The organism is Bradyrhizobium sp. CB1717, assembly GCF_029714325.1.
Lineage (GTDB): Bacteria > Pseudomonadota > Alphaproteobacteria > Rhizobiales > Xanthobacteraceae > Bradyrhizobium.
Genome location: NZ_CP121666.1, coordinates 4,758,524 through 4,783,614, shown reverse-complemented (window position 1 = coordinate 4,783,614; position 25,091 = coordinate 4,758,524). Strand labels below are relative to the sequence as shown.

24 protein-coding genes are annotated in these 25,091 nt (G+C 64.7%); 5 read left to right on the top strand and 19 right to left on the bottom strand.

Annotated features, from left to right (window positions below):
• Positions 1–46 precede the first annotated feature (46 nt).
• Entirely contained in the window at positions 47–433 is a 387-nt protein-coding gene (locus tag QA649_RS22790; RefSeq protein WP_260423934.1) for a response regulator, read from the top strand.
• Between the two features lie 63 nt (positions 434–496).
• Here the strand turns inward: QA649_RS22790 and QA649_RS22785 are convergent, their stop codons facing one another.
• The 16 genes from QA649_RS22785 to QA649_RS22710 form a co-directional block, all read right to left on the bottom strand.
• Positions 497–1,468, bottom strand: a complete 972-nt coding sequence (locus tag QA649_RS22785) for a tripartite tricarboxylate transporter substrate binding protein BugD (RefSeq protein ID WP_283019168.1) — start codon at positions 1,466–1,468, stop codon at positions 497–499.
• A 126-nt stretch (positions 1,469–1,594) separates the two neighbouring features.
• A complete protein-coding gene (locus QA649_RS22780; RefSeq protein ID WP_283019167.1) occupies positions 1,595–2,836 on the bottom strand; it encodes a threonine synthase in 1,242 nt (413 codons plus the stop codon).
• A gap of 144 nt (positions 2,837–2,980) precedes the next feature.
• Positions 2,981–4,402 (bottom strand): dihydrolipoyl dehydrogenase, encoded by a 1,422-nt coding sequence (lpdA, locus tag QA649_RS22775; protein WP_283019166.1) that lies wholly within the window; start codon positions 4,400–4,402, stop codon positions 2,981–2,983.
• A gap of 17 nt (positions 4,403–4,419) precedes the next feature.
• Entirely contained in the window at positions 4,420–4,653 is a 234-nt protein-coding gene (locus QA649_RS22770; RefSeq protein WP_283019165.1) for a hypothetical protein, read from the bottom strand.
• A gap of 8 nt (positions 4,654–4,661) precedes the next feature.
• A complete protein-coding gene (locus QA649_RS22765) occupies positions 4,662–6,011 on the bottom strand; it encodes a pyruvate dehydrogenase complex dihydrolipoamide acetyltransferase (RefSeq protein WP_283019164.1) in 1,350 nt (449 codons plus the stop codon).
• Positions 6,012–6,073: 62 nt separating this feature from the next.
• Positions 6,074–6,526 (bottom strand): nucleoside deaminase, encoded by a 453-nt coding sequence (locus QA649_RS22760; RefSeq protein ID WP_283019163.1) that lies wholly within the window; start codon positions 6,524–6,526, stop codon positions 6,074–6,076.
• Between the two features lie 2 nt (positions 6,527–6,528).
• The gene (locus QA649_RS22755; protein ID WP_008547332.1) at positions 6,529–6,831 is read right to left on the bottom strand and encodes a DUF5076 domain-containing protein; all 303 of its coding nucleotides are present in this window, start codon (positions 6,829–6,831) and stop codon (positions 6,529–6,531) included.
• A 3-nt stretch (positions 6,832–6,834) separates the two neighbouring features.
• The gene (locus tag QA649_RS22750) at positions 6,835–8,217 is read right to left on the bottom strand and encodes a pyruvate dehydrogenase complex E1 component subunit beta (protein ID WP_283019162.1); all 1,383 of its coding nucleotides are present in this window, start codon (positions 8,215–8,217) and stop codon (positions 6,835–6,837) included.
• Positions 8,218–8,246: 29 nt separating this feature from the next.
• The gene (gene pdhA, locus QA649_RS22745; protein ID WP_283019161.1) at positions 8,247–9,269 is read right to left on the bottom strand and encodes a pyruvate dehydrogenase (acetyl-transferring) E1 component subunit alpha; all 1,023 of its coding nucleotides are present in this window, start codon (positions 9,267–9,269) and stop codon (positions 8,247–8,249) included.
• Positions 9,270–9,524: 255 nt separating this feature from the next.
• On the bottom strand, positions 9,525–10,904 hold the full coding sequence (locus tag QA649_RS22740; RefSeq protein ID WP_283019160.1) for a glycerophosphodiester phosphodiesterase family protein: 1,380 nt from the start codon (positions 10,902–10,904) through the stop codon (positions 9,525–9,527).
• 164 nt (positions 10,905–11,068) lie between these two features.
• On the bottom strand, positions 11,069–12,586 hold the full coding sequence (adh, locus tag QA649_RS22735; protein ID WP_283019159.1) for an aldehyde dehydrogenase: 1,518 nt from the start codon (positions 12,584–12,586) through the stop codon (positions 11,069–11,071).
• Between the two features lie 266 nt (positions 12,587–12,852).
• Positions 12,853–13,836: a GAF domain-containing protein gene (locus QA649_RS22730; RefSeq protein ID WP_283019158.1), complete on the bottom strand. Its 984-nt coding sequence runs from the start codon at positions 13,834–13,836 to the stop codon at positions 12,853–12,855.
• Between the two features lie 221 nt (positions 13,837–14,057).
• Positions 14,058–14,375 carry a septum formation initiator family protein gene (locus tag QA649_RS22725; protein WP_130366516.1) on the bottom strand — a complete coding sequence of 106 codons (318 nt, stop codon included), beginning with the start codon at positions 14,373–14,375 and terminating at the stop codon, positions 14,058–14,060.
• 98 nt (positions 14,376–14,473) lie between these two features.
• The gene (locus QA649_RS22720; RefSeq protein ID WP_283019157.1) at positions 14,474–15,025 is read right to left on the bottom strand and encodes an NAD(P)H-dependent oxidoreductase; all 552 of its coding nucleotides are present in this window, start codon (positions 15,023–15,025) and stop codon (positions 14,474–14,476) included.
• 196 nt (positions 15,026–15,221) lie between these two features.
• Positions 15,222–16,220, bottom strand: a complete 999-nt coding sequence (locus QA649_RS22715; protein WP_283019156.1) for an MBL fold metallo-hydrolase — start codon at positions 16,218–16,220, stop codon at positions 15,222–15,224.
• 115 nt (positions 16,221–16,335) lie between these two features.
• Entirely contained in the window at positions 16,336–17,304 is a 969-nt protein-coding gene (locus tag QA649_RS22710; RefSeq protein ID WP_283019155.1) for an AraC family transcriptional regulator, read from the bottom strand.
• 98 nt (positions 17,305–17,402) lie between these two features.
• On the opposite strand from QA649_RS22710, the gene QA649_RS22705 reads away from it, so the two are divergent.
• Complete coding sequence (locus QA649_RS22705; protein ID WP_283019154.1) at positions 17,403–18,140, top strand: SDR family oxidoreductase; 738 nt, start codon at positions 17,403–17,405, stop codon at positions 18,138–18,140.
• 26 nt (positions 18,141–18,166) lie between these two features.
• Here the strand turns inward: QA649_RS22705 and QA649_RS22700 are convergent, their stop codons facing one another.
• Positions 18,167–19,303, bottom strand: a complete 1,137-nt coding sequence (locus QA649_RS22700) for a zinc-binding dehydrogenase (protein ID WP_283019152.1) — start codon at positions 19,301–19,303, stop codon at positions 18,167–18,169.
• Positions 19,304–19,337: 34 nt separating this feature from the next.
• The gene (gene eno, locus QA649_RS22695; RefSeq protein ID WP_283019151.1) at positions 19,338–20,621 is read right to left on the bottom strand and encodes a phosphopyruvate hydratase; all 1,284 of its coding nucleotides are present in this window, start codon (positions 20,619–20,621) and stop codon (positions 19,338–19,340) included.
• A 174-nt stretch (positions 20,622–20,795) separates the two neighbouring features.
• On the opposite strand from eno, the gene QA649_RS22690 reads away from it, so the two are divergent.
• Genes QA649_RS22690 through QA649_RS22680 form a run of 3 tightly spaced genes read left to right on the top strand, consistent with a single transcriptional unit; the run spans position 20,796 to position 23,103 of the window.
• Positions 20,796–21,773, top strand: coding sequence for a lyase (locus QA649_RS22690; RefSeq protein ID WP_283019150.1), 978 nt, complete (start codon positions 20,796–20,798; stop codon positions 21,771–21,773).
• Between the two features lie 51 nt (positions 21,774–21,824).
• Positions 21,825–22,277: a preQ(1) synthase gene (gene queF, locus QA649_RS22685; protein ID WP_074120056.1), complete on the top strand. Its 453-nt coding sequence runs from the start codon at positions 21,825–21,827 to the stop codon at positions 22,275–22,277.
• A gap of 16 nt (positions 22,278–22,293) precedes the next feature.
• Positions 22,294–23,103 (top strand): substrate-binding domain-containing protein, encoded by an 810-nt coding sequence (locus QA649_RS22680; RefSeq protein WP_283019149.1) that lies wholly within the window; start codon positions 22,294–22,296, stop codon positions 23,101–23,103.
• Between the two features lie 18 nt (positions 23,104–23,121).
• On the opposite strand, the gene glsA is transcribed toward QA649_RS22680, so the two are convergent.
• The gene (gene glsA, locus QA649_RS22675; RefSeq protein WP_283019148.1) at positions 23,122–24,996 is read right to left on the bottom strand and encodes a glutaminase A; all 1,875 of its coding nucleotides are present in this window, start codon (positions 24,994–24,996) and stop codon (positions 23,122–23,124) included.
• Positions 24,997–25,091: the final 95 nt, after the last annotated feature.

Here is a 25,091-nt window from a genome sequence, read left to right as displayed (position 1 = left end):
GGCGGCTGAACCGCGGCCGGCGGCTCCCCGTTCAGGAGCGATCATCTTGTCAGTGCCTTCGATCATTTCCGTCATTGATGATGATGCCTCCGTTCGCCTTGCGACGAACAACCTCCTGACGTCGCGCGGGTACACGGTCTACACCTTTGGCTCCGCTCACGAATTTCTCCAATCCGCCGAACTGGAGGCGACCTCCTGCGTGATCGCGGACGTGCAGATGGCGGCCATGAGCGGTGTCGAGCTGTTGACGCATATGCGTGGCCTCGGGCGCATCACGCCCTTCATCTTCATGACGGCTTTTCCCGACGAGGCCGTGCGCGACCGCGCGCTGAAGGCCGGCGCGATCGGCTTTCTCGCCAAGCCGTTTTCAACACGAGCCCTGATCGAGTGCCTGGAGACGGCACTTTCGGACGCCGGTGACGCCACGATGTGACGCGGCGCCGCGTCCCGCCGCTCCTCAGGGCAAGCACTGCGCGCTGCGGCCACAGCGAGGCGCTCAATCCACCTTGATATTGGCCGCCTTGATGATCGGCCACCACTTTGCGATCTCGGCCTTTTGCCGCGCACCAAGCGCCTCCGGCGTGAGCTGGTCCTGCGGCGTCATCTCCAGGCCCTGGCTTTCGAGCTGCTTCTTCACGCCGGGATCGTTCAACGCCTCCACGGCTGCCGCATTCAGTTTCGTCACGATCGCCTTCGGCGTGCCCTTCGGCACCCACATGCCCGACCACAGCGTCATGTTGAAGCCTTTCAGGCCCGCCTCCTCCGCGGTCGGGATATCGGGCGCGGATGCGAGGCGCTTGTTGTCGGTGATGGCGTAGGCGCGGATGGTGCCGGCGCGGACCTGGTTGATGGAGTTGGAGGTCTGGTCGACGATGATATCGATCTGGCCGGCGATCAGATCGTTCAGCGCAGGCGCGGTGCCGCGGTACGGGACGTATTGCAGCTTGATGCCGGAAACGCTCTCGAAATAGACGCCGGCGATGTGGCTGCCGGAGCCTGCACCGGCCGTGCCGGCGGTCGGCGGCGACGGCCGCGACTTCAGCCATTCGATCAGCTCTTTCAGCGAGGTCGCGGGCACCGCGTTCTTGCTGACCACGATCATCGGGTTGCTCGGCAGCAGCACCACGGGTTCGAGGTCGGTGACGAGATCGTAGCTGAGCTTGTAGACGGCGCCGTTGGCGACATGGGTGCCGAGATGGCCGAAGGAGATGGTGTAGCCGTCGGGCGGCGATTGCACGGCGCGGCCGACGCCGATCGAGCCGCCTGCGCCGGTGACGTTCTCGATCACCAGGGGCTGGCCCAGCGAGGTCCGCATCCGCTCGGCGAGCACGCGCGCCATCGCATCCGACGGACCGCCGGCTGCGAAGGGAACGATGATGGTGATGGGGCGCGAAGGATAGTCGTCGGCGCGCGCGGCGCCTGCAAAAGCGAGAATACCTATCAGCCCGGCGCAGACGGCCTTCTTCATTGTGTTCTCCCCAGCGATGTGATTGTTATTTTTGCGCCCTCCCGCGTACGGGAAGAGGGATCGATCGTGAAGAGGCCAAATGACGCGCCGGAGCGCGATGATCGCACTCCGGCTTATTGGTCTTGCTTAGAACTGCGCGTAGTCGATCGGCTTGTGGCGATCGAGCGTGCGGGTGACCGGCGGCAGCGGGTATTTCAGGCCGGTCGCGCAGTTGAACAGCATCACGCGATCAGTCTTGCTGACGCGGCCGTCGGCGAGGCTCTCCTTGTAGGCGGCGTAGGTTGCGGCGCCCTCGGGACACAGCAAGAGCCCCTCCTCGCGCGCGACCTCGTTCAGGGCGGCGGAGATCTTGTCGTCATCCACGGCGATGGCAAAGCCCTTGCTCTCGCGCACGGCGCGCAGAATGAGAAAATCGCCGATCGCCTGCGGCACGCGGATGCCGGACGCGATGGTGTGGGCGTCCTCCCAGCGCGTGGCGTGCTCGGTGCCGGCCTCGTAAGCCCGCACCATCGGTGCGCAGCCCGAGGCCTGCACCGCGACCATTCGCGGGCGCTTGCTTCCGATGAAGCCGATCTTCTCGAGCTCATCGAACGCCTTCCACATGCCGATCAGGCCGGTGCCGCCGCCGGTCGGATAGAAGATCACGTCGGGCACGTCCCAGCCGAGCTGCTCGGCGAGCTCGAGGCCCATCGTCTTCTTGCCCTCGATGCGATATGGCTCCTTCAGCGTCGAGGTGTCGAACCAGCCGACCTTTGCCTTCCCCTCGCCGACGATCTTGCCGCAATCGTCGATATAGCCGTTGACGCGGTAGACGGTCGCGCCCTGGAGCTCGATCTCGCTGACATTCACTTCCGGCGTATCGGCCGGGCAGAAGATCGTGGTCTTGATGCCGCAGGAGGTGGCGTAAGCGGCGAGCGCCGCGCCGGCATTGCCGTTGGTCGGCATCGCCATGTGCTTGATGCCGAGCGCCTTGCCCATCGACACTGCCATCACGAGGCCGCGCGCCTTGAACGAGCCGGTCGGCAGGCGTCCCTCGTCCTTCACGATGATCTCGCCGCCGCCGAGCTTCTTCCCGAGCTTCGGCAGCCGGATCAGCGGCGTCGTGACTTCGCCGAGCGAGACGATGTCCTGGCATTTGCGCACCGGCAGCAGCTCGCGGTAGCGCCACATGTCACCGGGACGTTGGCTCAGCGCGTCCTTGGTCAGCGCCTTCTTCACGCCCGCGAGGTCGTAGCGGACCAGAAGCGGCTTGCCGGCCTTGGAGAGGTTGTGGACCTGGTCAGCGGCGTAATGGTCGCCCTCCATCGCGCATTCGAGATGGGTGACGAAGGTCGGGCGTTCGATGGTGAGGTTGTCGTTGTCGTGCATGGGGTGATTTCCTTCTTATTTTGCAGACGGCTCTCTCTGTTCGTCATTGCGAGCGCAGCGAAGCAATCCAGAATCTTTCCGCAGAGGCAGTCTGGATTGCTTCGCTTCGCTCGCAATGACGGCGGCGGGCGACGCGCTCGTCCATCAAATATTCAACACCCGTCCATACGCGTCCAGCACGGCTTCCTTCATCATCTCCGACAGGGTCGGATGCGGGAACACCGTGTGCATCAGCTCTTCTTCCGTCGTCTCCAGATTCATCGCGACGACGTAGCCCTGGATCAGCTCGGTGACCTCGGCGCCGACCATGTGGGCGCCGAGCAGCTGGCCGGTCTTCTTGTCGAAGATGACCTTGACCAGGCCCTGGTCCTCGCCGAGCGCGATCGCCTTGCCGTTGCCGACGAAGGGGAATCGGCCGACGCGGATCTCGCGGCCGTTCTCCTTGGCCTTGGCTTCGGTCAGGCCGACGGAGGCCACTTGCGGCTGGCAATAGGTGCAGCCCGGGATCATGTTCTTGTCCATGGGATGCGGATGCAGGCCCTTGATTGCCTCGACGCAGATCACGCCCTCATGCTCGGCCTTGTGCGCGAGCATCGGCGGGCCGGCGACGTCGCCGATGGCGTAGATGCCGGGGACATTGGTCTTGCCGTAGCCGTCGATCACGATGCACCCGCGGTCGGTCTTCACCCCTAACTTTTCGAGGCCGAGATTCTCGATATTGCCGACGACGCCGACCGCCGAGATCACGCGCTCGAACTCGGTGGTGACGGGCTTGCCCTTGCCGTCGTCGATGGTGGCGACGACGCTGTCGGCCTTCTTCTCGAGCTTGGTCACCTTGGTCGAGGACATGATCTTGAGGCCCATCTTCTCGAACCGCTTGCGCGCCAGTGCTGCGATCTCGGCGTCCTCGACGGGCAGGATCTGCGGCAGCACCTCGACCACGGTGACGTCGCTTCCCATCGTGTGGAAGAACGATGCGAATTCGATGCCGATCGCGCCGGAGCCGACCACCAGCAGCGACTTCGGCATCCGCTCCGGCACCATCGCCTCGAAATAGGTCCAGATCAGCTTCTTGTCAGGCTCGAGGCCGGGCAGCACGCGCGGCCGCGCGCCGGTCGCGACGATGATGTGCTTGGCCTGGTAAGTGCCCTCGCCCAGCGCGCCCTTCGGGCCCTCGACATCGGACTTCTTCACGGTGACTTTGCCGGGCGCGTCGATGGAGGCCGCGCCCCAGATCACGCTGACCTTGTTCTTCTTCATCAGGAAGCCGACGCCGTCGTTCAGCCGCTTCGAGACGCCCCGCGAGCGCTGCACCACGGCCTTCGGATCGAACGAGACCTTCTCGGCCGACAGGCCGTAATCCTTGGCGTGCTGCATGTAGTGATAGATCTCGGCCGAGCGCAGCAGCGCCTTGGTCGGAATGCAGCCCCAGTTCAGGCAGATGCCGCCGAGATAGGATTTTTCGACGATCGCAACCTTGAAGCCGAGCTGGGCGGCGCGGATCGCGGTGACATAGCCGCCGGGACCGGAGCCGATGATGATGACGTCGAAGGATGTATCGGCCATGGCGGCTCCCATTCAACTCAAGCGGTCGTTGCGCCGCGGGCGCGGCGTTTGAAGATCCAGGTTCTGATCAGCCATTCGATGAGAATGACCACCGCCATGATGGCGAAGATGGTGAGCGCGATCGGCGCCCAGATGTTGCGCGACAACGCCTCGCCGGCAAAGAAGGCGGCCTCAATGATCTCGCGGCCATGCGGGCTGAGCGTGAGGATCAGCGAAATCAGCATCGAGATCCAGGGCCAGCGCGACGTCATGCGCCATCTCAGACCATCATCATGACGGGGTTTTCGATCAGCTGCTTGAAGGCGCCGATCAACTCGGCGCCGAGCGCGCCGTCGATGGCGCGGTGATCGCAGGACAAGGTCACGCTCATGATCGTTGCGATCTCGATCTTGCCGCCGCGCACCACCGGACGCTCCTCCGAGGTGCCGACCGCGAGGATCGTCGCATGCGGCGGGTTGATCACGGCGGTGAAGTCCTTGATGCCGAACATGCCGAGGTTGGACACCGCGGTGGTGCCGCCCTGATACTCTTCCGGCTTCAGCTTGCGCGAGCGGGCGCGCGCGGCAAAATCCTTCATCTCGTTGGAGATGGTCGAGAGCGTCTTGGTCTCCGCTTTCCGGATGATCGGCGTGATCAGGCCGCCGGGCATCGCCACGGCAACGCCGACGTCGGAATGGTGGTGCTTGACCATGCCGCTCTCGGTCCAGCTCACGTTGCAGTTCGGGATCTTCTGCAGTGCGACCGCCATCGCCTTGATGACGAAATCGTTGACCGAGATCTTGTAGAGCGGCTTCTTCTCCTTGTCCTTGGGAGCAGCCGCATTGATCTCCTCGCGCGCGGCGAGCAGCTTGCCGATATCGCAGTCGATGGTGAGGTAGAAGTGCGGGACGTTCTGGATCGACGCGGTCAGGCGCTGCGCAATCGTGCGGCGCATGCCGTCGTGCGGGACGACCTCGTAGGAGCCGGGCTCGAACAGCGACAGGATCTGCTTGTCCGACATGGTCGGCGCGATCGAGGGCGCGCCTGACGGCGCCGCGGCGGGCGCCTTGAGGCCCTTGCCGGACTTGGCCTGCTCGACGTCGCGCGCGACCACGCGGCCATGCGGACCGGTGCCCGTCACCATCGCCACGTCGATGCCGGCATCCTTGGCGAGACGGCGCGCCAGCGGCGACGAGAACACGCGACCGCCATGGCCGTTGCTCTGCGCAGCCGGCGCTGCCGCCTGCGGCGCAGGTGCGGCAGCAGGCGGCGGAGCGGCCTTGGGCGCAGCAGGTGCGGGCGCCGGAGCAGCGGCAGGAGCTTCAGCAGCCTTCGGAGGCGCGGCCGAGGCGCTGGGCTTGGCGCTACCCGCGGCCTTCACGTCCTCGCCCTCGCCGGCGAGCACCGCGATCACGTCGTTGACCGGGACGTCCTGTGTCCCCTCGGGCACCAGGATCTTGGCGATCGTGCCCTCGTCGATGGCCTCGACCTCCATGGTCGCCTTGTCGGTCTCGATCTCGGCGATGACGTCGCCGGATTTGACCTTGTCGCCTTCCTTCTTCAGCCACTTGGCGAGGTTGCCCTTCTCCATCGTCGGTGAGAGAGCGGGCATCAGGATGTTGATGGGCATGCTGACCTCAAGAAGAACTTTGCAAAACGTCGTCCCCGACAGCGGAGACGAACAGACCAGGTTTAGTTGCCGATGTCGCCCTGCCAGAGGCGCTCATTGGCAGGGATGGAACGCCAATTTTTCATCATGGTGATGGAACGGTCGTCGGCAAGATCGATCCAGGGGATGCCGAACTTGTCGAGGATGTCCTTGGAGCCCGGGAAAGTGACGGACTCCCCGATCACCACCAGCTTGACCTTGAACAGCGCGAGCGCGCCGGCGCACATCGAGCAAGGGGACAGCGTGGTGTACATGACGGTGTCGTGGAACGTGATCGCGCCGGCCTCGCGCAGGCAGCTCATCTCGCCGTGCAGGATGACGTTGTTCTCCTGCACGCGGTTGTTGTGGCCGCGGGCGATGATCTCATTGCCGCGCGTCAGCACGGCGCCGATCGGCAGGCCGCCCTGCGCGATCGAAGCCTCGGCCTCGCGGATCGCCTCGAGCATGAAATCGTAATGATGGGCTTCGATCGCCACGGTCAGTGTCCCTTCCCGCGCGGCGTCGTGGTGCCGGTGTCCGTGGGACGCTCGATCTCGGCCTGGAACATGTCGAGGATCCGGTTCAGCGCATCCTCCTCGGTATATTCGCTCTCGCGCGCATAGGCGCGCGCGGCGTGGCGGGCGAGATCGACGAGCAGCAGGCCCCACATGTCGGGTTCCTCGAAGGCGCGCTGGAACGCCATCGACAGCCCGCCGTCCAGCACGAACACGCGCAGGATCTCGACCGCGTCGTCGCGGGTCATGACGTCGGGCGGCAGTGGCTGCTCCTTGGGGCCCGCCATGGTCTACCTGTAGCAGACGGCTTTGGCGGCCTCGACGACTTCCGCCGCCGAGGGCAGCGCGAGCTTCTCCAGGTTGGCGGCATAGGGCATCGGCACGTCCTTGCCGGAGACGCGTGCGACCGGCGCGTCCAGGTAGTCAAACGCGTTTTCCATGATGCGCGCGGCGATCTCGGCGCCGACGCCGCTCTGAGCCCAGCCCTCTTCCACCGTGACGGCACGGCCCGTTTTCTTCACGGAGTTGATGATGGTCTCGGTGTCCATCGGACGCAGCGTGCGCAGATCGATCACCTCGGCCTCGATGCCGTCCTTGGCGAGTTCGTCGGCGGCCTTGAGCGCATAGGTCATGCCGTTCGACCAGGAGATGATGGTGACATGGCTGCCGGAGCGCACGATGCGCGCCTTGCCGATCGGGATGATGAAATCATCGAGCTTGGGCACTTCGCCGGTGTGGCCGTAGAGCACCTCGTTCTCGAGGAAGATCACCGGATTGGGATCGCGGATCGCGGCCTTGAGCAGGCCCTTGTAGTCGGCGGCCGAGAACGGCGCGACAACCTTGAGACCCGGAATGTTCGAGTACCAGGCCGAATAGTCCTGACTGTGCTGGGCGGCGACGCGCGCAGCGGCGCCGTTCGGCCCGCGGAACACGATCGAGCAGCCCATCTGGCCACCGGACATGTAGAGCGTCTTGGCCGCGGAGTTGATGATCTGGTCGATCGCCTGCATGGCGAAGTTGAAGGTCATGAACTCGACGATCGGCTTCAGGCCGGTCATGGCGGCGCCGACGCCGACGCCGGCAAAGCCGTGCTCGGTGATCGGGGTGTCGATGACGCGCTTGGCGCCAAATTCCTGAAGGAGGCCCTGGGTGACCTTGTAGGCGCCCTGATATTCAGCGACCTCTTCGCCCATCACGAACACGTCGGCGTCGCGGCGCATCTCTTCGGCCATGGCGTCGCGCAAGGCTTCACGGATGGTCTGCGTCACCATCTCGGTGCCGGCGGGCACTTCCGGATCGGGCTCGGCGACGGCTTGCGGCGCAGGCGCAGCCTTGGGCGCGGGTGCCTCGGCTTTTGCTGCCGCAGGCGGCGCGGACTCCGCAGCCTTCGCGGCCGGCGCAGGCGCTTTGGCAAGATCGGCCGCGCTCTCGCCGTCGGCGAGAATGGTCGCGATCGGCGTGTTCACCGCGACGTCGGCGGTGCCCTCGGGGATCAGGATCTTGCCGAGCGTACCCTCGTCGGTCGCTTCGACCTCCATGGTCGCCTTGTCGGTCTCGATCTCGGCGATCACATCGCCCGACTTGATCGTCTCGCCCTCTTTTTTCAGCCACTTGGCGAGGTTGCCCTTTTCCATCGTGGGCGACAACGCGGGCATCAGCACTTGAATTGGCATATCGACTCCAAAAGAAAGCTTGCGCGCGTTCAGCGGTAAACGTCGGTCCAGAGCTCGGCGGCATCCGGCTCGGGATCATGCTGGGCAAAGTCGGCGGACGCATTGACGATGTCGCGCACCTCGGCGTCGATCGCCTTGAGATCGGCCTCGCTCGCCTTGGCCGCCAGCAGGCGATTGCGCACCTGCTCGATCGGGTCCTGATCGTGACGGACCTTCTCGACCTCCTCGCGCGTGCGATATTTTGCCGGGTCGGACATCGAATGGCCGCGATAGCGGTAGGTCTGCATCTCAAGGATGAAGGGGCCCTTGCCGGCGCGGCACCATTCCGCCGCTTCCTCGCCCGCCGCCTTGACGGCGCGAACGTCCATGCCGTCGACCTGCTTGCCGGGGATGTTGAAGGACGCACCACGCTTCGAGAAATCCTGCTGCGCCGAGGCGCGCGAGACCGAGGTGCCCATGGCGTAGCGGTTGTTCTCGATGACGAAGATCACCGGCAGCTTCCAGAGCTCCGCCATGTTGAAGCTCTCATAGACCTGGCCCTGGTTGGCCGCGCCGTCGCCGAAATAGGTGACGCTGACATTGCCGTTGCCGCGATAGTGATTGGCGAAGGCGAGGCCCGTGCCGAGCGAGACCTGGGCGCCGACGATACCGTGGCCGCCGTAAAAGTGCTTCTCCTTGCTGAACATGTGCATGGAGCCGCCCTTGCCCTTGGAATAGCCGCCGCGGCGGCCCGTGAGCTCGGCCATGACGCCGTTGGCGTCCATGCCGGTGGCAAGCATATGGCCGTGATCGCGATAGCCGGTGATGACCTGATCGCCCTCCTTGAGGGCCATCTGCATGCCGACCACCACGGCCTCCTGGCCGATATAGAGATGGCAGAAACCGCCGATCGCACCCATGCCGTAGAGCTGGCCGGCCTTTTCCTCGAACCGCCGGATCAGGAGCATCTCGCGGAGCGCCTTGAGCTCCTGCTCCCTGGTGAATTCCGGGGGCGATGCGCCGTCGGTCTTGTCCTGTGCAGCGCCTGCGGCGGCTTTCTTGGGTGCGGCCATGGGAATTCCGGGTCAGAGAAAACTTCAGCCCTCTCTAACCCAAGTCAAACGCCCTTGGAAAGCACCGCGGCGGCATGGCACGACTTTCATTATGCCGCACTGCAACGTGGCCGAAACTTTGCAAAACCTTTAGGCTTGATCAGGCAACTTTAGCTCACGCGCCAGCGAACGTGGCGCGTGCCATGCACGCAACGAAATTCGGACGCGTTTATCCGCGGGTCTGAACCCTCGCACGCGTCCGATTCGCCGTGCCGCCTACCAGCCCAGCTCGCGCAAATACGCTGCGCGGGCAGCGACGCCGGTATGCGTGAAGTCGCTGAAGACCCCATCGACGCCGAGCCGGAAGAATTTGAGATATTCAAGGCTGGGATCACCGCGATAGTCGGCTGCGAGATATTTCTTCTCGTTCCGGAATGTGAAGACATGCACGAACAGGCCGAGCTTGTGCGCATCGGTGACGAGGCTGGTCGGGTCCTGCGTCGAAGCCTCCGGCGTCGATCCCTTGTAGGGCGTGCCGTCGGCGTTGCTGTCCTTCCACGGCGCGATCTTGAGTGGAACGATATAGGCCTTCCACGGACCGATGCCGTCGGCATAGGTCTTGATCTCGGCAAGGCCCTCCGGGGTCAGCATCGCATCGTAGAGGCGCGCATCGCCCGCAACCGTCCAGTCGAACGGACGCGAGCTCGTGATGTTGTTGAGGAGCACCTTGCCGGTTTTGAAGTCGATACCGTTGCCGTCGATCAGCTGGACCTGCCGCGTCTGGAGCCCGTGGCTGCGCATATATTTCAGGCTGCCGGGCTCGAAGCTCTGGACCAGGATGGGCGCGTCCTTGGTGTTGAGGCCGTTGTCCTTGATGATCTTGATCAGGGCATCTTCGAGCGGATGACTGCCGGCCGGGCCGCAGCCATTGGCGATCGCCTGGGCATTGTTCCAGGTCGGGTTCTTGGTTTCGGGGTAGACGAGGATCGAACGCCCGGTCTCCTTGCTCTTGGCCTTGGCGATGTCGATGACGTCCTGGAAGCTGATGATCGGGAGCTTGCCATTGAAGACCTTCGGCCGCTCGTTGGCCGCGTCATAGGTGGTGCCGGCGATCCATTCCTTCAGCTCGGCCATAGTGAAATCGGTGATCGACCAGTCGTTGGTGTGGTCCTCGCCGTCCACGATCAATGACTTCAGCACCGATTTCGGATCAGCCGGATCGGTGAGGTCCGTCAGGTAATCGGCAGGCGCGCTCGGGGAAGCTGGCGCCTTGACGCGCACGCCGGGCATCGTGCGCTTGCGCGCGGCTACGGTCGCATTGGTCTTCGCGACCTCGGCAATGTCAGTGTTGTCGCTGAGCCAGGGATTATGCCGCACGACCAGCACGCAATCCTTGGTCAGGTGCAAATCCTCTTCGAGCGCGTCGGTCCCGACGGCAGAAGCGAGGTCATACGACGCCTCGGTCTCTTCCGGCACCAGTCCCGGCAGGCCGCGATGGCCGAGGACGAGCGGCGCCTTGCCATCGACGGTCAGGAAGGGTTTTGCGCCTGATGGCGCCGCAGCGGTCTGCGCGAAGGCCATCGACAGCGGGAGCACCGCGGCCCCGAACAGAATCGCCCCAACATACATTGTCCGCCGTGAACGAATGTTCCGCATCGCCAAGCCTCCGTCTTTGCCCGGCATTGCTGCGAATGCCGACAGCGCCGAACCCGGATAGGCGCGGCGCTGCCGTCTTGTCCCAATTCTCTGACAGATGGATGACGGTGGAACGGCGGCGCAGGGGTGCGCCGCCCTCTCCTGCCTGAACAGATCTTGCCCGATCAGAAGAAACCCAACTTCTTCGGGCTGTAGCTGACCAGGAGATTCTTGGTCTGCTGGTAGTGATCGAGCATCATCTTGTGGGTCTCGCGACCGACACCCGACTGCTTGTAGCCGCCGAAGGCCGCATGCGCGGGATAGGCATGGTAGCAGTTGGTCCAGACCCGGCCGGCCTGGATCGCGCGGCCGAAGCGGTAGCAGCGGTTGGCATCGCGGCTCCAGACGCCGGCCCCGAGGCCATAGAGCGTGTCGTTGGCGATCGCGAGCGCTTCGTCGTCGGTCTTGAAGGTCGTGACCGAGACGACCGGGCCGAAGATCTCCTCCTGGAAGATGCGCATCTTGTTGTGGCCTTCGAACACCGTCGGCTGGACATAGAAGCCCTTGGCGAGGTCGCCGCCGAGCTCGGCACGACCGCCGCCGGCCAGCACCTTGGCTCCCTCCTGCTTGCCGATGTCGATGTAGGAGAGGATCTTTGCGAGCTGCTCGCTCGATGCCTGCGCGCCGATCATGGTGTCGGCCACGCGCGGATCGCCCTGCTTGATCGCGGCGACGCGCTTCAGCGCCCGCTCCATGAAGCGGTCGTAGATGTCGGCGTGAACCAGCGCCCGGCTCGGACAGGTACAAACCTCGCCTTGGTTCAGCGCAAACATGACAAAGCCCTCGATCGCCTTGTCGAAGAAGTCGTCGTCCTCGGCGGTGACGTCCTTGAAGAAGATGTTCGGCGACTTGCCGCCGAGCTCCAGCGTCACAGGGATGAGGTTCTGGCTGGCATATTGCATGATCAGCCGGCCGGTCGAGGTCTCGCCGGTGAAGGCGATCTTGGCGATGCGCGGGCTGGACGCCAGCGGCTTGCCGGCCTCGAGGCCGAAACCGTTGACGATATTGAGCACGCCTGCCGGCAGCAGGTCGGCGATGATCTCGGCCCAGACCATGATCGAGGCCGGGGTCTGCTCGGCGGGCTTGAGCACGACGCAATTACCGGCGGCCAGCGCAGGCGCAAGCTTCCAGCAGGCCATCAGCAGCGGGAAGTTCCAGGGAATGATCTGGCCGACCACGCCGAGCGGCTCGTGGAAATGATAGGCGATGGTGTCGTGGTCGATCTCGCCGATCGAGCCTTCCTGGGCGCGCACCACGCCGGCGAAATAGCGGAAATGGTCGATCGCGAGCGGCAGGTCGGCGGCCCGGGTCTCGCGGATCGGCTTGCCGTTGTCCCAGGTCTCGGCAATTGCGAGGCGCTCGAGATTCTCTTCCATGCGGTCGGCGATCTTGTTCAGGATCGCGGCGCGCTCGGCGACGCTGGTGCGGCCCCAGGCGCCCTTGGCGGCATGCGCCGCGTCGAGGGCGGCCTCGACGTCCTGCGCGTCGGAGCGCGCGATCTTGCAGACGACCTGGCCGTTCACCGGCGAGGCATTGTCGAAATACTTGCCGGCAGCCGGCGGGACGAACTTGCCGCCGATGAGATTGTCATAGCGTTCGGCGAAGGGATGCTGGGTGACGCCCAGGAATTCCACCTTGTTCATTGATCACTCCCGATGTTGCTGTTTGCGCTTGTCGTCGCCTGTTCGCGACTTGCGCAGACGATGATGCGGGAGGCGTTTTCTGTCAGCCCGGTCGGGAGCGATGGCGGCGCGGACCTGTCGCAGTTCTGCGACAGTCGTCGGCGAGGCAGCGCGAGATGGGGTGCTCGCAGCCTCCATGTCGTCATCGCGAGCGCAGCGAAGCAATCCAGAGTCCCTCCGCGGAAAGATTCTGGAGTGCTTCGCTGCGCTCGCAATGACGGCTGAGTTCAGTGGTTCAGCTCGAACCGCTTGAGCTTGCGGTGCAGCGTGGCCCGGCTGACGCCGAGGGCCTTGGCGGCGGCGGAAACATTGCCGCCCGCGCGGAGCAGCGCCCGCTGCAACACCGCGCGCTGACCGCCGGCAAGGTGGTCATGCGCGACATCACCGCCGAGCAGATCGGCCGCAGGCACTGGCCGCAACGGGCGGCCGGGCGCGATCCCAATTCCATTGCCAAGTCCAATGCCAAGTCCCACCCGGGCGGAGCGGGTCGCGCCAATCACGAGATCGTCCGCATCGACGGCCACGAGGCCGCCGCACTGGCCGTCCGCAGCCGGCGTCAGCACGATGCGGGCATGGGCGAAGGCGCGGCGGAACATGTCGGCCTCGATGCGTTTGGCCGCCTCGCCCGCCGCCAGTGCGATCAGGCTGGAAAACGCATCGGTCCGGTCGGCGCGGCAGGAGGAGACGTCGAGCACACCGGCAAAGGCCGCCTCGTGGTTGTAGATCGGAACCGCAGTGCAGCTCAGAAGCGTGTTGCGGGTGAAGAAGTGCTGGTCGCGGTCGATCGTCAGCGGCCGCTGCTCGACGACGCAGGTGCCGATGCCGTTGGTTCCCTCGTGCTCCTCGCTCCAGAGCGCGCCGGTCCACAGGCCCCAGGATTGGAACGTCGCATCGTCCGCGGGCGTGCCGCGACGGTCGACCGGCACCCCCTCGCCGTCTGCAAGCAGCACGCAGCAGCCGGCCGCACCCACCGCCTGATAGAGCCGGTCCATGGCGCCCTGCGCGGCGGCCAGCAGCGGCGCGATGCGCTCGCGCGCCGTGCGGAGTTCCGCCTCCGTCAGCCGCTTCGGCAGGCCGCGGCCGGAGGGGTCGAGATGATGCAATCGGGAGGAACGGCGCCAGGAGGCCACGAGCGCGGAACGAGCCGCCTGGCCTGATGCAATGGCGGCCTCGACACGGGCCGCGTGATGCTGGGGGACTTGCCCATTCATCACCGTTTCCTCCGGGTGGCATTCTTAAGTCGTGCCGGCAGGGCCTTATTGATCTCCGTCAACCCTGGAGGCCGCGCGTCGAACAAGCCATGCCCCCGCCGGTAAAGCTCCGTCAAGGCGGCAAAGCGACCGCAGACTTGCGACGTTCGATGTAGTGGAGAAGCACGCTAGGAGCTCCCGGCCGCCGGCTTTCGATGCCGGTTTCGAATCGCGCGAAAACGCTAGTTCGGCGGGATCATCCGGACGAGATCATGCGGATTGACGTAGTCGAGCTGGAACCGTGCCCGCTCATCCAGCATGTCGGGATCGATCCTCGAGGTGCGCAGCAGCGAGACGCGCTGCTCGCTCCGAGCCCGCTCGCGCTTGAGCTGCGCCAGTTCGCTCGTCAGCGCGATGATCTCCTGGTCGAGCTCCTGGCGGGCGTTGAGGCCGTATTTGCCGGTATAGGCGTTGACGCCGAAATAGCCGACGATGGCGGCCGCCATCGCATAGAGGGCAAGACCGGTCAGGATCGATTTCAGGCGCGCGCGGGAGACCATCTCGGGAAGATGGGGCAGCTTGGTTAAGGGAGCGCTAACGCCCCTACCCGCGTCGTAGTCATGGCCGAGTCAGGCCCGGCCATGACGAGAGCGTGTGTTCACCCGTGATGCTTCGCCACGTGCGCAGCGAAGGCGTCGATGTAGGCCTGCAGCACGCCCTTCAGCGAGTCCTTGGTGAGGTTGCCCTCGGCATCGAAGGCATCGCCGACAGCGTTCAGGTAGGTCTCGGGCTGCTGCATGATCGGGCCTGTGATGCCCGGCAGGATGGTCTGCAGCGTCTTGGCGGCGCTGACGCCACCGAGCGGTCCCGGCGAGTTCGAGATGATACCGACCGGCTTGCCGTTGAACGAGCTCTTGCCATAGGGCCGCGAGGCGACGTCGATGGCGTTCTTCAGGGCGCCCGGAATGGCGCGGTTGTATTCGGGGGTGACGAAGATGACGCCGTCGGACTTCTGGAGCTTGTCGCGGAAGGCCAGCCAATCCGCGGGCGGCGCGCCCTCGAGGTCCTGATTGAAGAAGGAGATGCCCGCCGGCGTGATGACCTCGAGCTTGAGCGTATCAGGCGCGAGCTTGGCGAGCGCATTGGCGATCTTCAGCGAAAAACTGTCCTTGCGCAGGCTGCCGGCGATAACGACGATTTTGTAGGCCATGGGGTGTCCTTGAAACCTTGAGGGGAAGTGCCGCGCGGCACTTAAGCGATCCGGATCGATGGATGCAAGTGCATGAACCGGTCCGATTTGGAAACGCTGCGTTTCGCGAAAGCAGATATTGAGGCCCGGCTACGCTGCAAAACAATCAGGCCGCCCAGCGGCGGCCTGATGTTTCGCACAAAATCTGCAAGGGCGATCAGATCGTCGGATTCCAGGCCGACGGGATCAGGCGGTACTTGGCACCGTCCTTCTCGACATGACCGACCGAGGGGAAGGTGAAGTGGAAGCCGATCACGGTGGCCTTCTCCGCCGCCGCCATGTCGTAGAACTTGTGGCGCGTCGCCTGCGCCAGCGCGGCGTCGGCATCGAACATCACGTGCCAGTCCGGATTGCGCAGAAAGAACTCCGGAATGTTGGTGACGTCGGACTGGATCAGCACCTTGGCATCGCCCGAGGCAACCGCGAACGAGGTGTGGCCGGGAGTATGGCCGGGCGTCGCGATCGAGGTGATGCCAGGCGCCACTTCCTTGCCCCAATCGTACTTCGTCACCTTGGACTCGAGTCCGGCGAAGGTCTTCTTCACGTTGGCGAAGTAATTCTTCATCATCGGATTGGACTCGGCCTTGGCGGCGTTGTCCTCGCTGGTCCAGAATTCCCAGTCCTTGCCCGGCACCATGATCTCCGCGTTCGGGAACGCGAGCGCGCCGTCGGCCAGACGGATGCCGTTGGTGTGGTCGGGATGCAGATGCGACAGCAGCACGACGTCGATGCTCTTCGGGTCGACACCAGCGGCGGCAAGGTTTTGCAGGGTGCGGCCGACGGCGCCCTTGCTCGGCTCGAGATTGGCGACGCCGTTGCCGGTGTCGATCAGCACGAGCTTGGAGCCGGTGTTGATCAGCTGCGGATTGAACGGCACCGTAACCATGCCCTTGGGCATGTAAGCGGCTTCACCGGCGGCCGCGGCTTCTTCCTTCGGCACATTGACGACGAACTTGTCGGGCATCGGGAAAGTGCGCGCGCCGTCGTTGATCGAGGTGCACTCCAAGCTGCCGACCTTGTAGCGATAGAAGCCCGGCGCCTGCGTCCCGGCTGGCGGCACTGAAGCATTGGCAATGGTCGGGCGAAGTCCGGTGGCGGCGGCCGCACCGACGGCGGCGACGCCTGCGAGCAGGTGACGACGATTGAGATCGGTCATGGAATGAAGTCCCCTTCTGAGCGCCTTGCGGTTTTTCCGCTTTCAACGGCGGCGGGAATAATCCCCGGCTTCGCCCAGAAGGCAAGTCCTTCTTTCGGTGATGCGCCGTCGCACATCACGATAATTTATTCGGGGCGTTGGGGAATTTTTCGCCCGTGGCCTGTCCGCGCCAGTATCGCTTCGGCGCATGGCCGTAGACTCGCTTGAAGGCGTGTCCGAAGGCGCTATCCGACGAATATCCAAGCTGCGCGGCCGTTGCCGAAACGGTCGCTCCACGTCGAAGCAGATCGCGTGCAAGTCGCATTCGCCATCGGAGGAGGTAGTCGAGCGGCGCCAGCCCCACCAGCGACCTAAACCGCTTCGAAAATGCGGATCGCGACATGGCGATCGCTTCGGACAATGCTTCCAGTGTCCAGGGGTGAGCGGCGTCTTCGTGCATCAGCCTGATGGCCTTGCCGATCCTGGCGTCGACCAGCGCGTTGATCCATCCCAAACCCTCGCCGGCACTCTGATCCAGCGCCGCGCGGAGCACCTGGACGAGCAGGACGTCGGCAAGCCTGTCGGTGAGTACGGCCGCTCCGATTCCCGTCCCCCTGATTTCAAGATCGAGAATCTCGAGCGTGGAATGAATGACGGGTGCCGACGGACTGCGCGACGGTATGAGCAGAAAGCGGGGGAGCGCATCGAGCAGCAATCCGGCGTCCGACGCTTCGAAACCGAAACTGCCGGCAAGCAGAACGGTGTCGCTGCCCGCATGACGCGCGACATCCGACTGCGTCCAATCGAACGCCGCTATACCGTCTTCGGGAGCAAGGCGTTGGTCGTTGGCCAGAACATAGGCCGGTGCATTGGCCAGAAGAAAGCAGTCGCCGGTGGCAAGCCGATGGTGGGCTTCGTCGCCGAAATCGATCCAGCAATCACCTCGGATGACCGCGCCGAACTTGAGGGCGGGTTTGGCCGGGAACCGATACGACCAATTGCCGCCCGCCTCGAACCTCGTGCAACGCGCAGCGCGAACGTTCAGGAGCGAGAAGACCTGAGACAGCGGGTCCAGGGTCTTGTGCCTTTCCGAGGGGTTGTCCAAGGCTTGATCCGATCTCGACGATTTTCGAGCATTTCGAGCATAGATCATCCTCGCTTCCGATGCGAAGTTCATCTCGCAACGAATTGCATGGAACATCTATGACGGGCATCGCAGGCAAGGTCATCGCCATCACGGGCGCGAGCAGCGGAATTGGCGAAGCCGCCGCCCGGCATCTCGCAGAACGTGGCGCCATCGTGATCCTCGGCGCACGGCGCGCCGACCGGCTGCAGATGCTGGCCGCGAGCATCGCCTCAAAGGGCGGAAAGGCATCATTCCTCGTCACCGACGTCAGGCAACGCGAGGATGTCGCCAGGCTCGTCGGACTTGCCACGGACCGATACGGGAAGCTGGACGTCCTGATCAACAATGCCGGGATTGCCCCGATTTCGCGCCTGGACGATCTGAGGGTCGACGACTGGGACGACATGATCGACGTGAACGTGAAGGGCGTGCTCTACGGGATCGCCGCGGCCCTGCCCGTCTTCCGTCGTCAGGGCTTCGGCCATTTCGTTAACACCCTGTCGACCGCCGGCATCAAGATCGTTCCGACAATGGCCGTCTATGCGGGGTCGAAGAATGCCGTCAGGGCGATTTCCGAAGGGCTTCGTCAGGAGGCCGGCCCGTCCCTTCGCGTGACGACCATCTCACCCGGTTATGTCGACACCGAACTGCCGTCCTCCATGACGGATTCGGCGCTACGGGAACAAGGACAGGCAAGCATGAAGGCGATGGCCATTCCGGCGAGCGCTATCGCGGAGGCGATGGCCTTCGCGATAGCGCAGCCGGATAGCGTGGACGTCGGCGAGATCGTTGTTCGCCCCACGGCTCAGGCATAAATTCGATCAGGCCTGGACGCCGTCCGTCACGACTTATTCGGGTTGATGAGGAATTTTTCGCCGGTGGCGCGTTTGGCGTACACCGCGATGTTGGCGGGATCGAGTGCCTCCTGAAGCGACACCACCTTGGTGTAGTGGCTGGCGAAGGTGGTCTTCAGTTCATTGACGACGCGCTGGCGCAGCCGTCCGATATCGGCCGGACCGATCTTCTGGAGGAACGGCGTCAGCAGCCAGCCGCCGACGCCCCAGGCCATGCCGAAGCCGCGCGGCAGCTCGATCGGACGGACATCGAGCGCGCCATAGACATAGACCTGCTTGTGCACGCTGGAGCCGTAGCGGCTGTATTCCTTGGCGGTCTTGTTGATCGCGACTTCCATGCAGTTGAGGATGTCGCCGGCAAGCTTGCCGCCACCGATGGCGTCGAAGGCGATGGTGGCGCCAGTCTCGACCAGCGCATTGGTGAGATCGTCCAGGAAGGTCGGCTTGCTGGAATCGACGACGTATTTGGCGCCGATCTTCTTCAGGATCTCCGCCTGCTCCTGGCTGCGCACGATGTTGACGAGCGGGATGCCGTCGGCAAGACAGATCTTGTTCAGCATCTGGCCGAGATTGGAGGCCGCCGCGGTGTGCACCAGGGCCTTGTGGCCCTCGCGCCGCATCGTCTCGGTCATGCCGAGCGCAGTGAGCGGATTGACGAACCAGGACGCGCCCTCTGCCGCCGTGGTGCCCTCGGGCAGCGGCTGGCAATCCCTGACCTTCATCGTCCGGTACTGCGAATACATGGCGCCGCCGATCATGGCGACCGTCTTGCCCATCAGCGCCTTCGCGGCATCCGACGAGCCGGTCTTGATGACGACGCCGGCACCTTCATTGCCGACCGGCAGGGACTGGTCGAGCCGCGCTCCCATCGCGCGCATCGCGCCTTGCGGCACAGTTGCCGTGATGACGGGCGCCTGCTTAGTGCCGGACGCCTTGGCCGTGCTCATGTCGGCGGCGCCGACGAGCAGGCCGAGGTCGGACGGGTTGACCGGCGCCGCCTCGACGCGGACGACGACCTCGTCGTCCGCGGGCTTGGGGGTCGGCACGTCGACCAGCGAGATCTCGAGCTCACCGCTCTTCTTGATTAGCGAACGCAGTTGCAGTCCGGTCTTGCCGTCGCTCATGTCGATCTTCCCCTGTGTTTGCTAAGGCGCCGGCTTATGCCAGCGCCTTCAGTGCCGCCCTGCCGCCGTAGAGCGCCTGCTTGCCGAGCTGCTGCTCGATGCGCAGGAGCTGGTTGTATTTGGCGGTGCGGTCGGAACGTGCAAGGGAGCCGGTCTTGATCTGACCGCAATTGGTGGCGACCGCGAGATCGGCGATGGTGGAATCCTCGGTCTCGCCGGAGCGGTGCGACATCACGGAGGTGTAGCCCGACTTGTGCGCCATCTCGACGGCGGCAAGCGTCTCGGTCAGCGTGCCGATCTGGTTGACCTTGATCAGGATCGAGTTGGCGCGGCCGGCCTTGATGCCTTCGGCGAGGCGCTTGACGTTGGTGACGAACAGATCGTCGCCGACGAGTTGGCACTTCTTGCCGATGAGGTCGGTGAGCTCCTTCCAGCCGTCCATGTCGTCTTCCGACATGCCGTCCTCGATGGTGACGATCGGGTAGCGCGAGACGAGGTCGCCGAGATACTTGGCCTGCTCGGAGATCGAGCGGGTCTTGCCCTCGCCTTCATAGACGTATTTGCCGTCCTTGAAGAACTCGGTCGAGGCGCAGTCGAGGCCGAGCACGATGTCGGCGCCCGCCTTGAAGCCGGCCTTGCCGATCGCGTTCATGACGAAGTCGAGCGCGGCGTCGGCCGACGGCAGGTTCGGGGCAAAGCCGCCCTCGTCGCCGACATTGGTGTTGTGGCCGGCCTTCTTGAGCTCCGACTTCAGCGTGTGGAAGACTTCCGCGCCGTAGCGCAGGCCCTCGGCAAAGGACGACGCGCCGACCGGCAGGATCATGAATTCCTGGAAGTCGATCGGGTTGTCCGCATGCACGCCGCCATTGATGATGTTCATCATCGGCACCGGCAACAGCCGCGCCGAAGTGCCGCCGACGTAACGGTACAGCGGCATGTCGAGCGAGTTCGCGGCAGCCTTGGCGCAAGCGAGCGAGACGCCGAGGATGGCGTTGGCGCCCAGCCGGCTCTTGTTCGGCGTGCCGTCGAGCTCGATCATGATCTGATCGATCTGCGCCTGCTGCTCGACATCGAGGCCGCTCAGGGCCTCGAAGATCTCGCCGTTGACCGCGCCGACCGCCTTGGTGACGCCCTTGCCGAGATAGCGGGCCTTGTCGCCGTCGCGCAGTTCCACCGCCTCATGGGCGCCGGTCGAGGCGCCCGACGGCACGGCGGCGCGGCCGAGCGCGCCATCTTCCAGCACGACGTCGACCTCGACGGTGGGATTGCCCCGGCTATCGAGAATTTCGCGGCCGATGATGTCGATGATGGCGGTCATGATGTGCACTTCCGTTCGTTAGGGCTGATCGGTGCCGCGGGTCTTACACGGGCCGCAAGCAAATGTGAACGCTTGGACCCCCGGCTTCGGCTGACGCGTGAAGCACCTAATACTAAACTTGAGAACGCCGGGTCTGCGCGTCCATCCTCAATCCCAAGGAGTCGAGGTAACGCCATGAATCGCCGTCAGTTTCTTGCTTCAAGCGCCGCCGTCCTTGCCGCCCGCCCAGGTCTTGCGCAGGAGGCCCCGTTCCGGACGAAATATTTCCCTGTTAGCGCCGGCATCGGCTTGCACGATCTCGCGCCCGCCCCTGACGGCACGATCTGGTTCACCGCCCAGGGCAAGGGCCTGCTCGGCAGGCTCGATCCCCGGGATGGCAGTTTCAAGACGGTCAGCCTCGGCCAGGGCGCCGCCCCGCACGGCGTGACGATCGGCCCCGACGGCGCCCCCTGGATCACCGAAGGCGGCCAGAATGCGATCGCGCGGGTCGATCCCGGCGATCTCAAGGTCGCGCTGTTCCGCCTGCCGGAAAAGTTCGCCTCCGCCAATCTCAACACCGGTGTGTTCGACAAGACCGGGACCTACTGGTTCACTGGCCAGTCCGGATATTACGGCCGCCTCGCGCCGAGATCGGGCGAGATGAACGTGTTCAAGGCACCGAGGGGCGTCGGGCCCTACGGCATCACCGTGACGCCGAAGGGCGATGTCTGGTACGCCTCGCTCGCCGGCAGCCATATCGCCAGGATCGACCTTGCGACGGGCAGCGCCCATGTCGTCGAGCCGCCGACACCCAACCAGGGCGCGCGGCGAGTCTGGTCGGATTCGAACAGCCGGATCTGGGTCAGCGAGTGGAACAGCGGCCATGTCTCCGTGCACGATCCCGCTGACGGATCCTGGAAGACATGGAAGCTGCCGGGCGAGCGTCCCCGCGCCTACGCGGTCTATGTCGACGACAGGGACAAGGTGTGGCTGACGGATTTTTCGGCCAATGCCATCGTGCGTTTCGATCCCGCCACCGAGAAGTTCAACGTCTTCGCCAGCGACAAGGCCAACGCCAATGTCCGCCAGCTCGACGGCCGTCCGGGCGAGCTGTGGGGCTGCGAGTCCGGCAACGACCGGATCGTCATGATCCAGACGACCGCCTCGGGTTGACGACGGCCGCGATTACGTCCATCCCGGCATCCGTAACAGGATGTGACGACGATGGCGAAAAAATCCCTCCAGCTCGGCCGCGCGGTCGAGTGGCCGCACACACCGGAAGAAGCCCAGCTCGACCGCGTGCCCAATCCGCAAGCCGGCACGGACTATCTGGTGCGCTTCACGGTGCCGGAATTCACCTCGCTCTGCCCGGTCACGGGCCAGCCGGATTTCGCGCATCTGATGATCGACTACGCGCCCGGCCAATGGCTGCTGGAGTCGAAGTCGCTGAAACTCTACATCGCGAGCTTCCGCAACCACGGCGCCTTCCACGAGGATTGCACCGTGATGATCGGCAAGCGCATCGCGAGCGAGATCAAGCCGAAGTGGTTGCGCATCGGCGGCTACTGGTATCCGCGCGGCGGCATCCCGATCGACGTGTTCTGGCAGACCGGCCGCGTGCCGAAGGGCCTGTGGGTGCCCGAGCAAGGCGTCGCGCCCTATCGCGGGCGGGGCTAATGGGAGAAGAACAACAATGAAATCGACGTCAGCAACATTCCGCAACCTTGCCCTGAACCTTTCCTTCGGTCTTCTGGCCGTCCTGTGGCTCACCGGTGCGTCCGATGCTGCCGAGGTCCGGGTGATGATCTCGGGCGGATTGACAGCTGCCTACAAGGTGCTTGTGCCGGAGTTCGAGAAAGCCACCGGCAACAAGGTGCTGACGGAATATGGGCCGTCGATGGGGACCACCACCAACGCGATTCCCGTGCGGCTCGAACGCGGTGAACCGGCCGACGTCCTGATCATGGTGGGTTACGCCCTCAGCGATCTCGCGAGCAAGGGCAAGGTCGTTGCCGGCAGCCAGGTCGATCTCACCAAATCGCCGATCGGGATCGCCGTGAAATCAGGCGCGCCGAAGCCGGACATCAGCTCGGTCGACGCGGTCAAGCGCGCGCTGCTGGCGGCGAAGACGATCGCCTATTCCGACAGCGCCAGCGGCGTCTACGTCTCGACCGAGATGTTCGACAAGCTCGGCATTGCCGACGTCATGAAGGACAAGGCGCGCAAGATTCCGGCAACGCCGGTCGGCGAGATCGTCGCGCACGGCGAGGCCGAACTCGGCTTTCAGCAGATCAGCGAATTGAAGCCCGTGAAGGGCATCGACATCGTAGGTCCCCTGCCGAACGAATTGCAGAAGATCACGATCTTCTCGGCCGGGATCGCGACCGGTTCGAAGGAGCCCGAAGCCGGCCGCGCTTTGATAAACTTCCTCGCCTCCCCGGCCGCCCGTGACGTGATCATCGCAAGCGGCATGGAGCCGATCGCGGCTGGTGGAGCGAAATAGCGCGGCTCCCGGTGCGCCCTAATACGCGCTGAGCAGATCGACCTTCGCATTGGCCGCGACCAGCCGCCGCGCCAGGATCGCGGCGAGGTTGCGCATGATCTTCAGCGACGTCTCCGGGTGCAGGCGGCGATAGTCGGCAAAGCTGTCGAGCGGCAGTTCGAGGCAGGTGACGGGCGTATCGGCGAGAACGTCGGCGCTGCGGCTTTGCTCCAGCATCGCCATCTCGCCGAACTCCATGCCGGGGCCGAGGGACGCGAGCCGCACGCCGCTGCGCAGCTTCACGCTGACCATGCCGCTCTGGAGAAAGAACAATGAATTGGCGGGCTCGCCGGCGGCGATGATGCGCTGGCCGGCCGCGTAGTGCCGCGTGGTCGAGAGCTTGACGATCGCGGCGATCTCCTCCGCGTCGAGTTCGGCGAGCAGCGCCTGCTCGCCGAGATGCGCGCTCTCCTTGACGTCGGTGAAGCCGCCGAAACGGTAGATCACCTGATCCTCGGCCCATTCGATGGCATCATCGAGCAGCGGAAAGCGGCGCAGCCGGCGCGGCTCGGCCGTGCGCGCGGCGATCGCACTCCACACCGCCGAGTTCTCCTCGAAGCCGGACAGAACAGCGGTGACGCCGGCATTGCCGAGCGCAGTCAGCGTCTCGCCGAGCAGCTCCGCGCCGGCCGCGGTGATGTCGGGAACGCGGCGGAAATCGATGATCAGGAGCGGCGCATTCGGCGGCTCGCTGGTGAGCCGTCGCGTGACGTAGTCGATCGTGCCGAAATTCATCGCGCCGACCAGCTCGAGCACGCAGATGTCGCTGTGGCGCTCGTCGAGGATCTGCTGCTCGTGCGGCTGGCGGCTGCGGCGCGAGGAGATGCCGTAGACGTCGTAATCCGCCATGATGCTGGTGCGCACGTCCGCGTTGCGGTTGAGCATGTGCAGGTCGAACCGCGCCGACAGCGCCTCGCAGACCTTCAGGCCGCGCACACTGTTGAAATGGTTGTCGAGCAGCGGCGAGAAGGTGCCGAGCCCGAGCTGCGAGGGCAGCGCCGCGACGATGCCGCCGCCGACGCCGCTCTTGGCGGGGATGCCTACGCGATAGGTCCACTCGCCGGCATAATCGTACATGCCCGAGCTCGTCATCACCGACAGCGTGCGCGCGACGATGTTCGGCGTGATGACCTGGACGCCCGTGACCGGATTGATGCCGCGATTGGCGAGCGTTGCCGCCATCACGGCGAGGTCGCGCGCGGTGACCAGGATCGCGCATTGGCGGAAATAGACGTCGAGCACGGCGTCAACGTCGTCGGGCAGCACCGCGTAATTCCGCAGCAGCCAGGCGATCGCGCGGTTGCGATTGCCGGTAGCGGTCTCCGAGGCATGCACGGCCTCGTCGACGCCGAGCTCGCGGCCCGCGAACTGGCTGAGCTTGGCGCGGACACGCTCGAAGGCGCCCTTCCCGTCCGCCTCGTAGATCAGGCCAGAGCAGGCGATGGCGCCGGCGTTGACCATCGGATTGAAAGGACGGTTGTCGTTGGTGAGCCGGATCGAGTTGAAGGCTTCGCCGCTCGGCTCGACGCCGATGGTGGCCGCGACGCGCGCCTCACCGACCATCTCCAGCGCCAGCGCAAAGACGAAGGCTTTGGACACCGACTGGATCGTGAACGGCACATCGCTGTCGCCAACCTCGTAGACGTGGCCGTCAATGGTGACGAGCGCGATGCCGAAATGATCGGGATCGGCGCGCTTCAGCTCGGGGATGTAGTCGGCGAGCTGGCCGGAATTGTCGGTCCGGAATTCGGCGTGGCAATCGGTGAGGAAACGCCGCAGCGGTGGCCTGGTAGGATAACCGGTCGTGCGGGGCGTGCTGGCTGCGTTGGCGGAACGGCTGGTCTGGGCGTCCACGATCTCACACCTCGATTTGCCCAGAATAAAAGCAATTCGTGTGCCATGTATACGTTGCCGGTGGTGTCATGGTGCGGGACAACGCCCGGGTTACG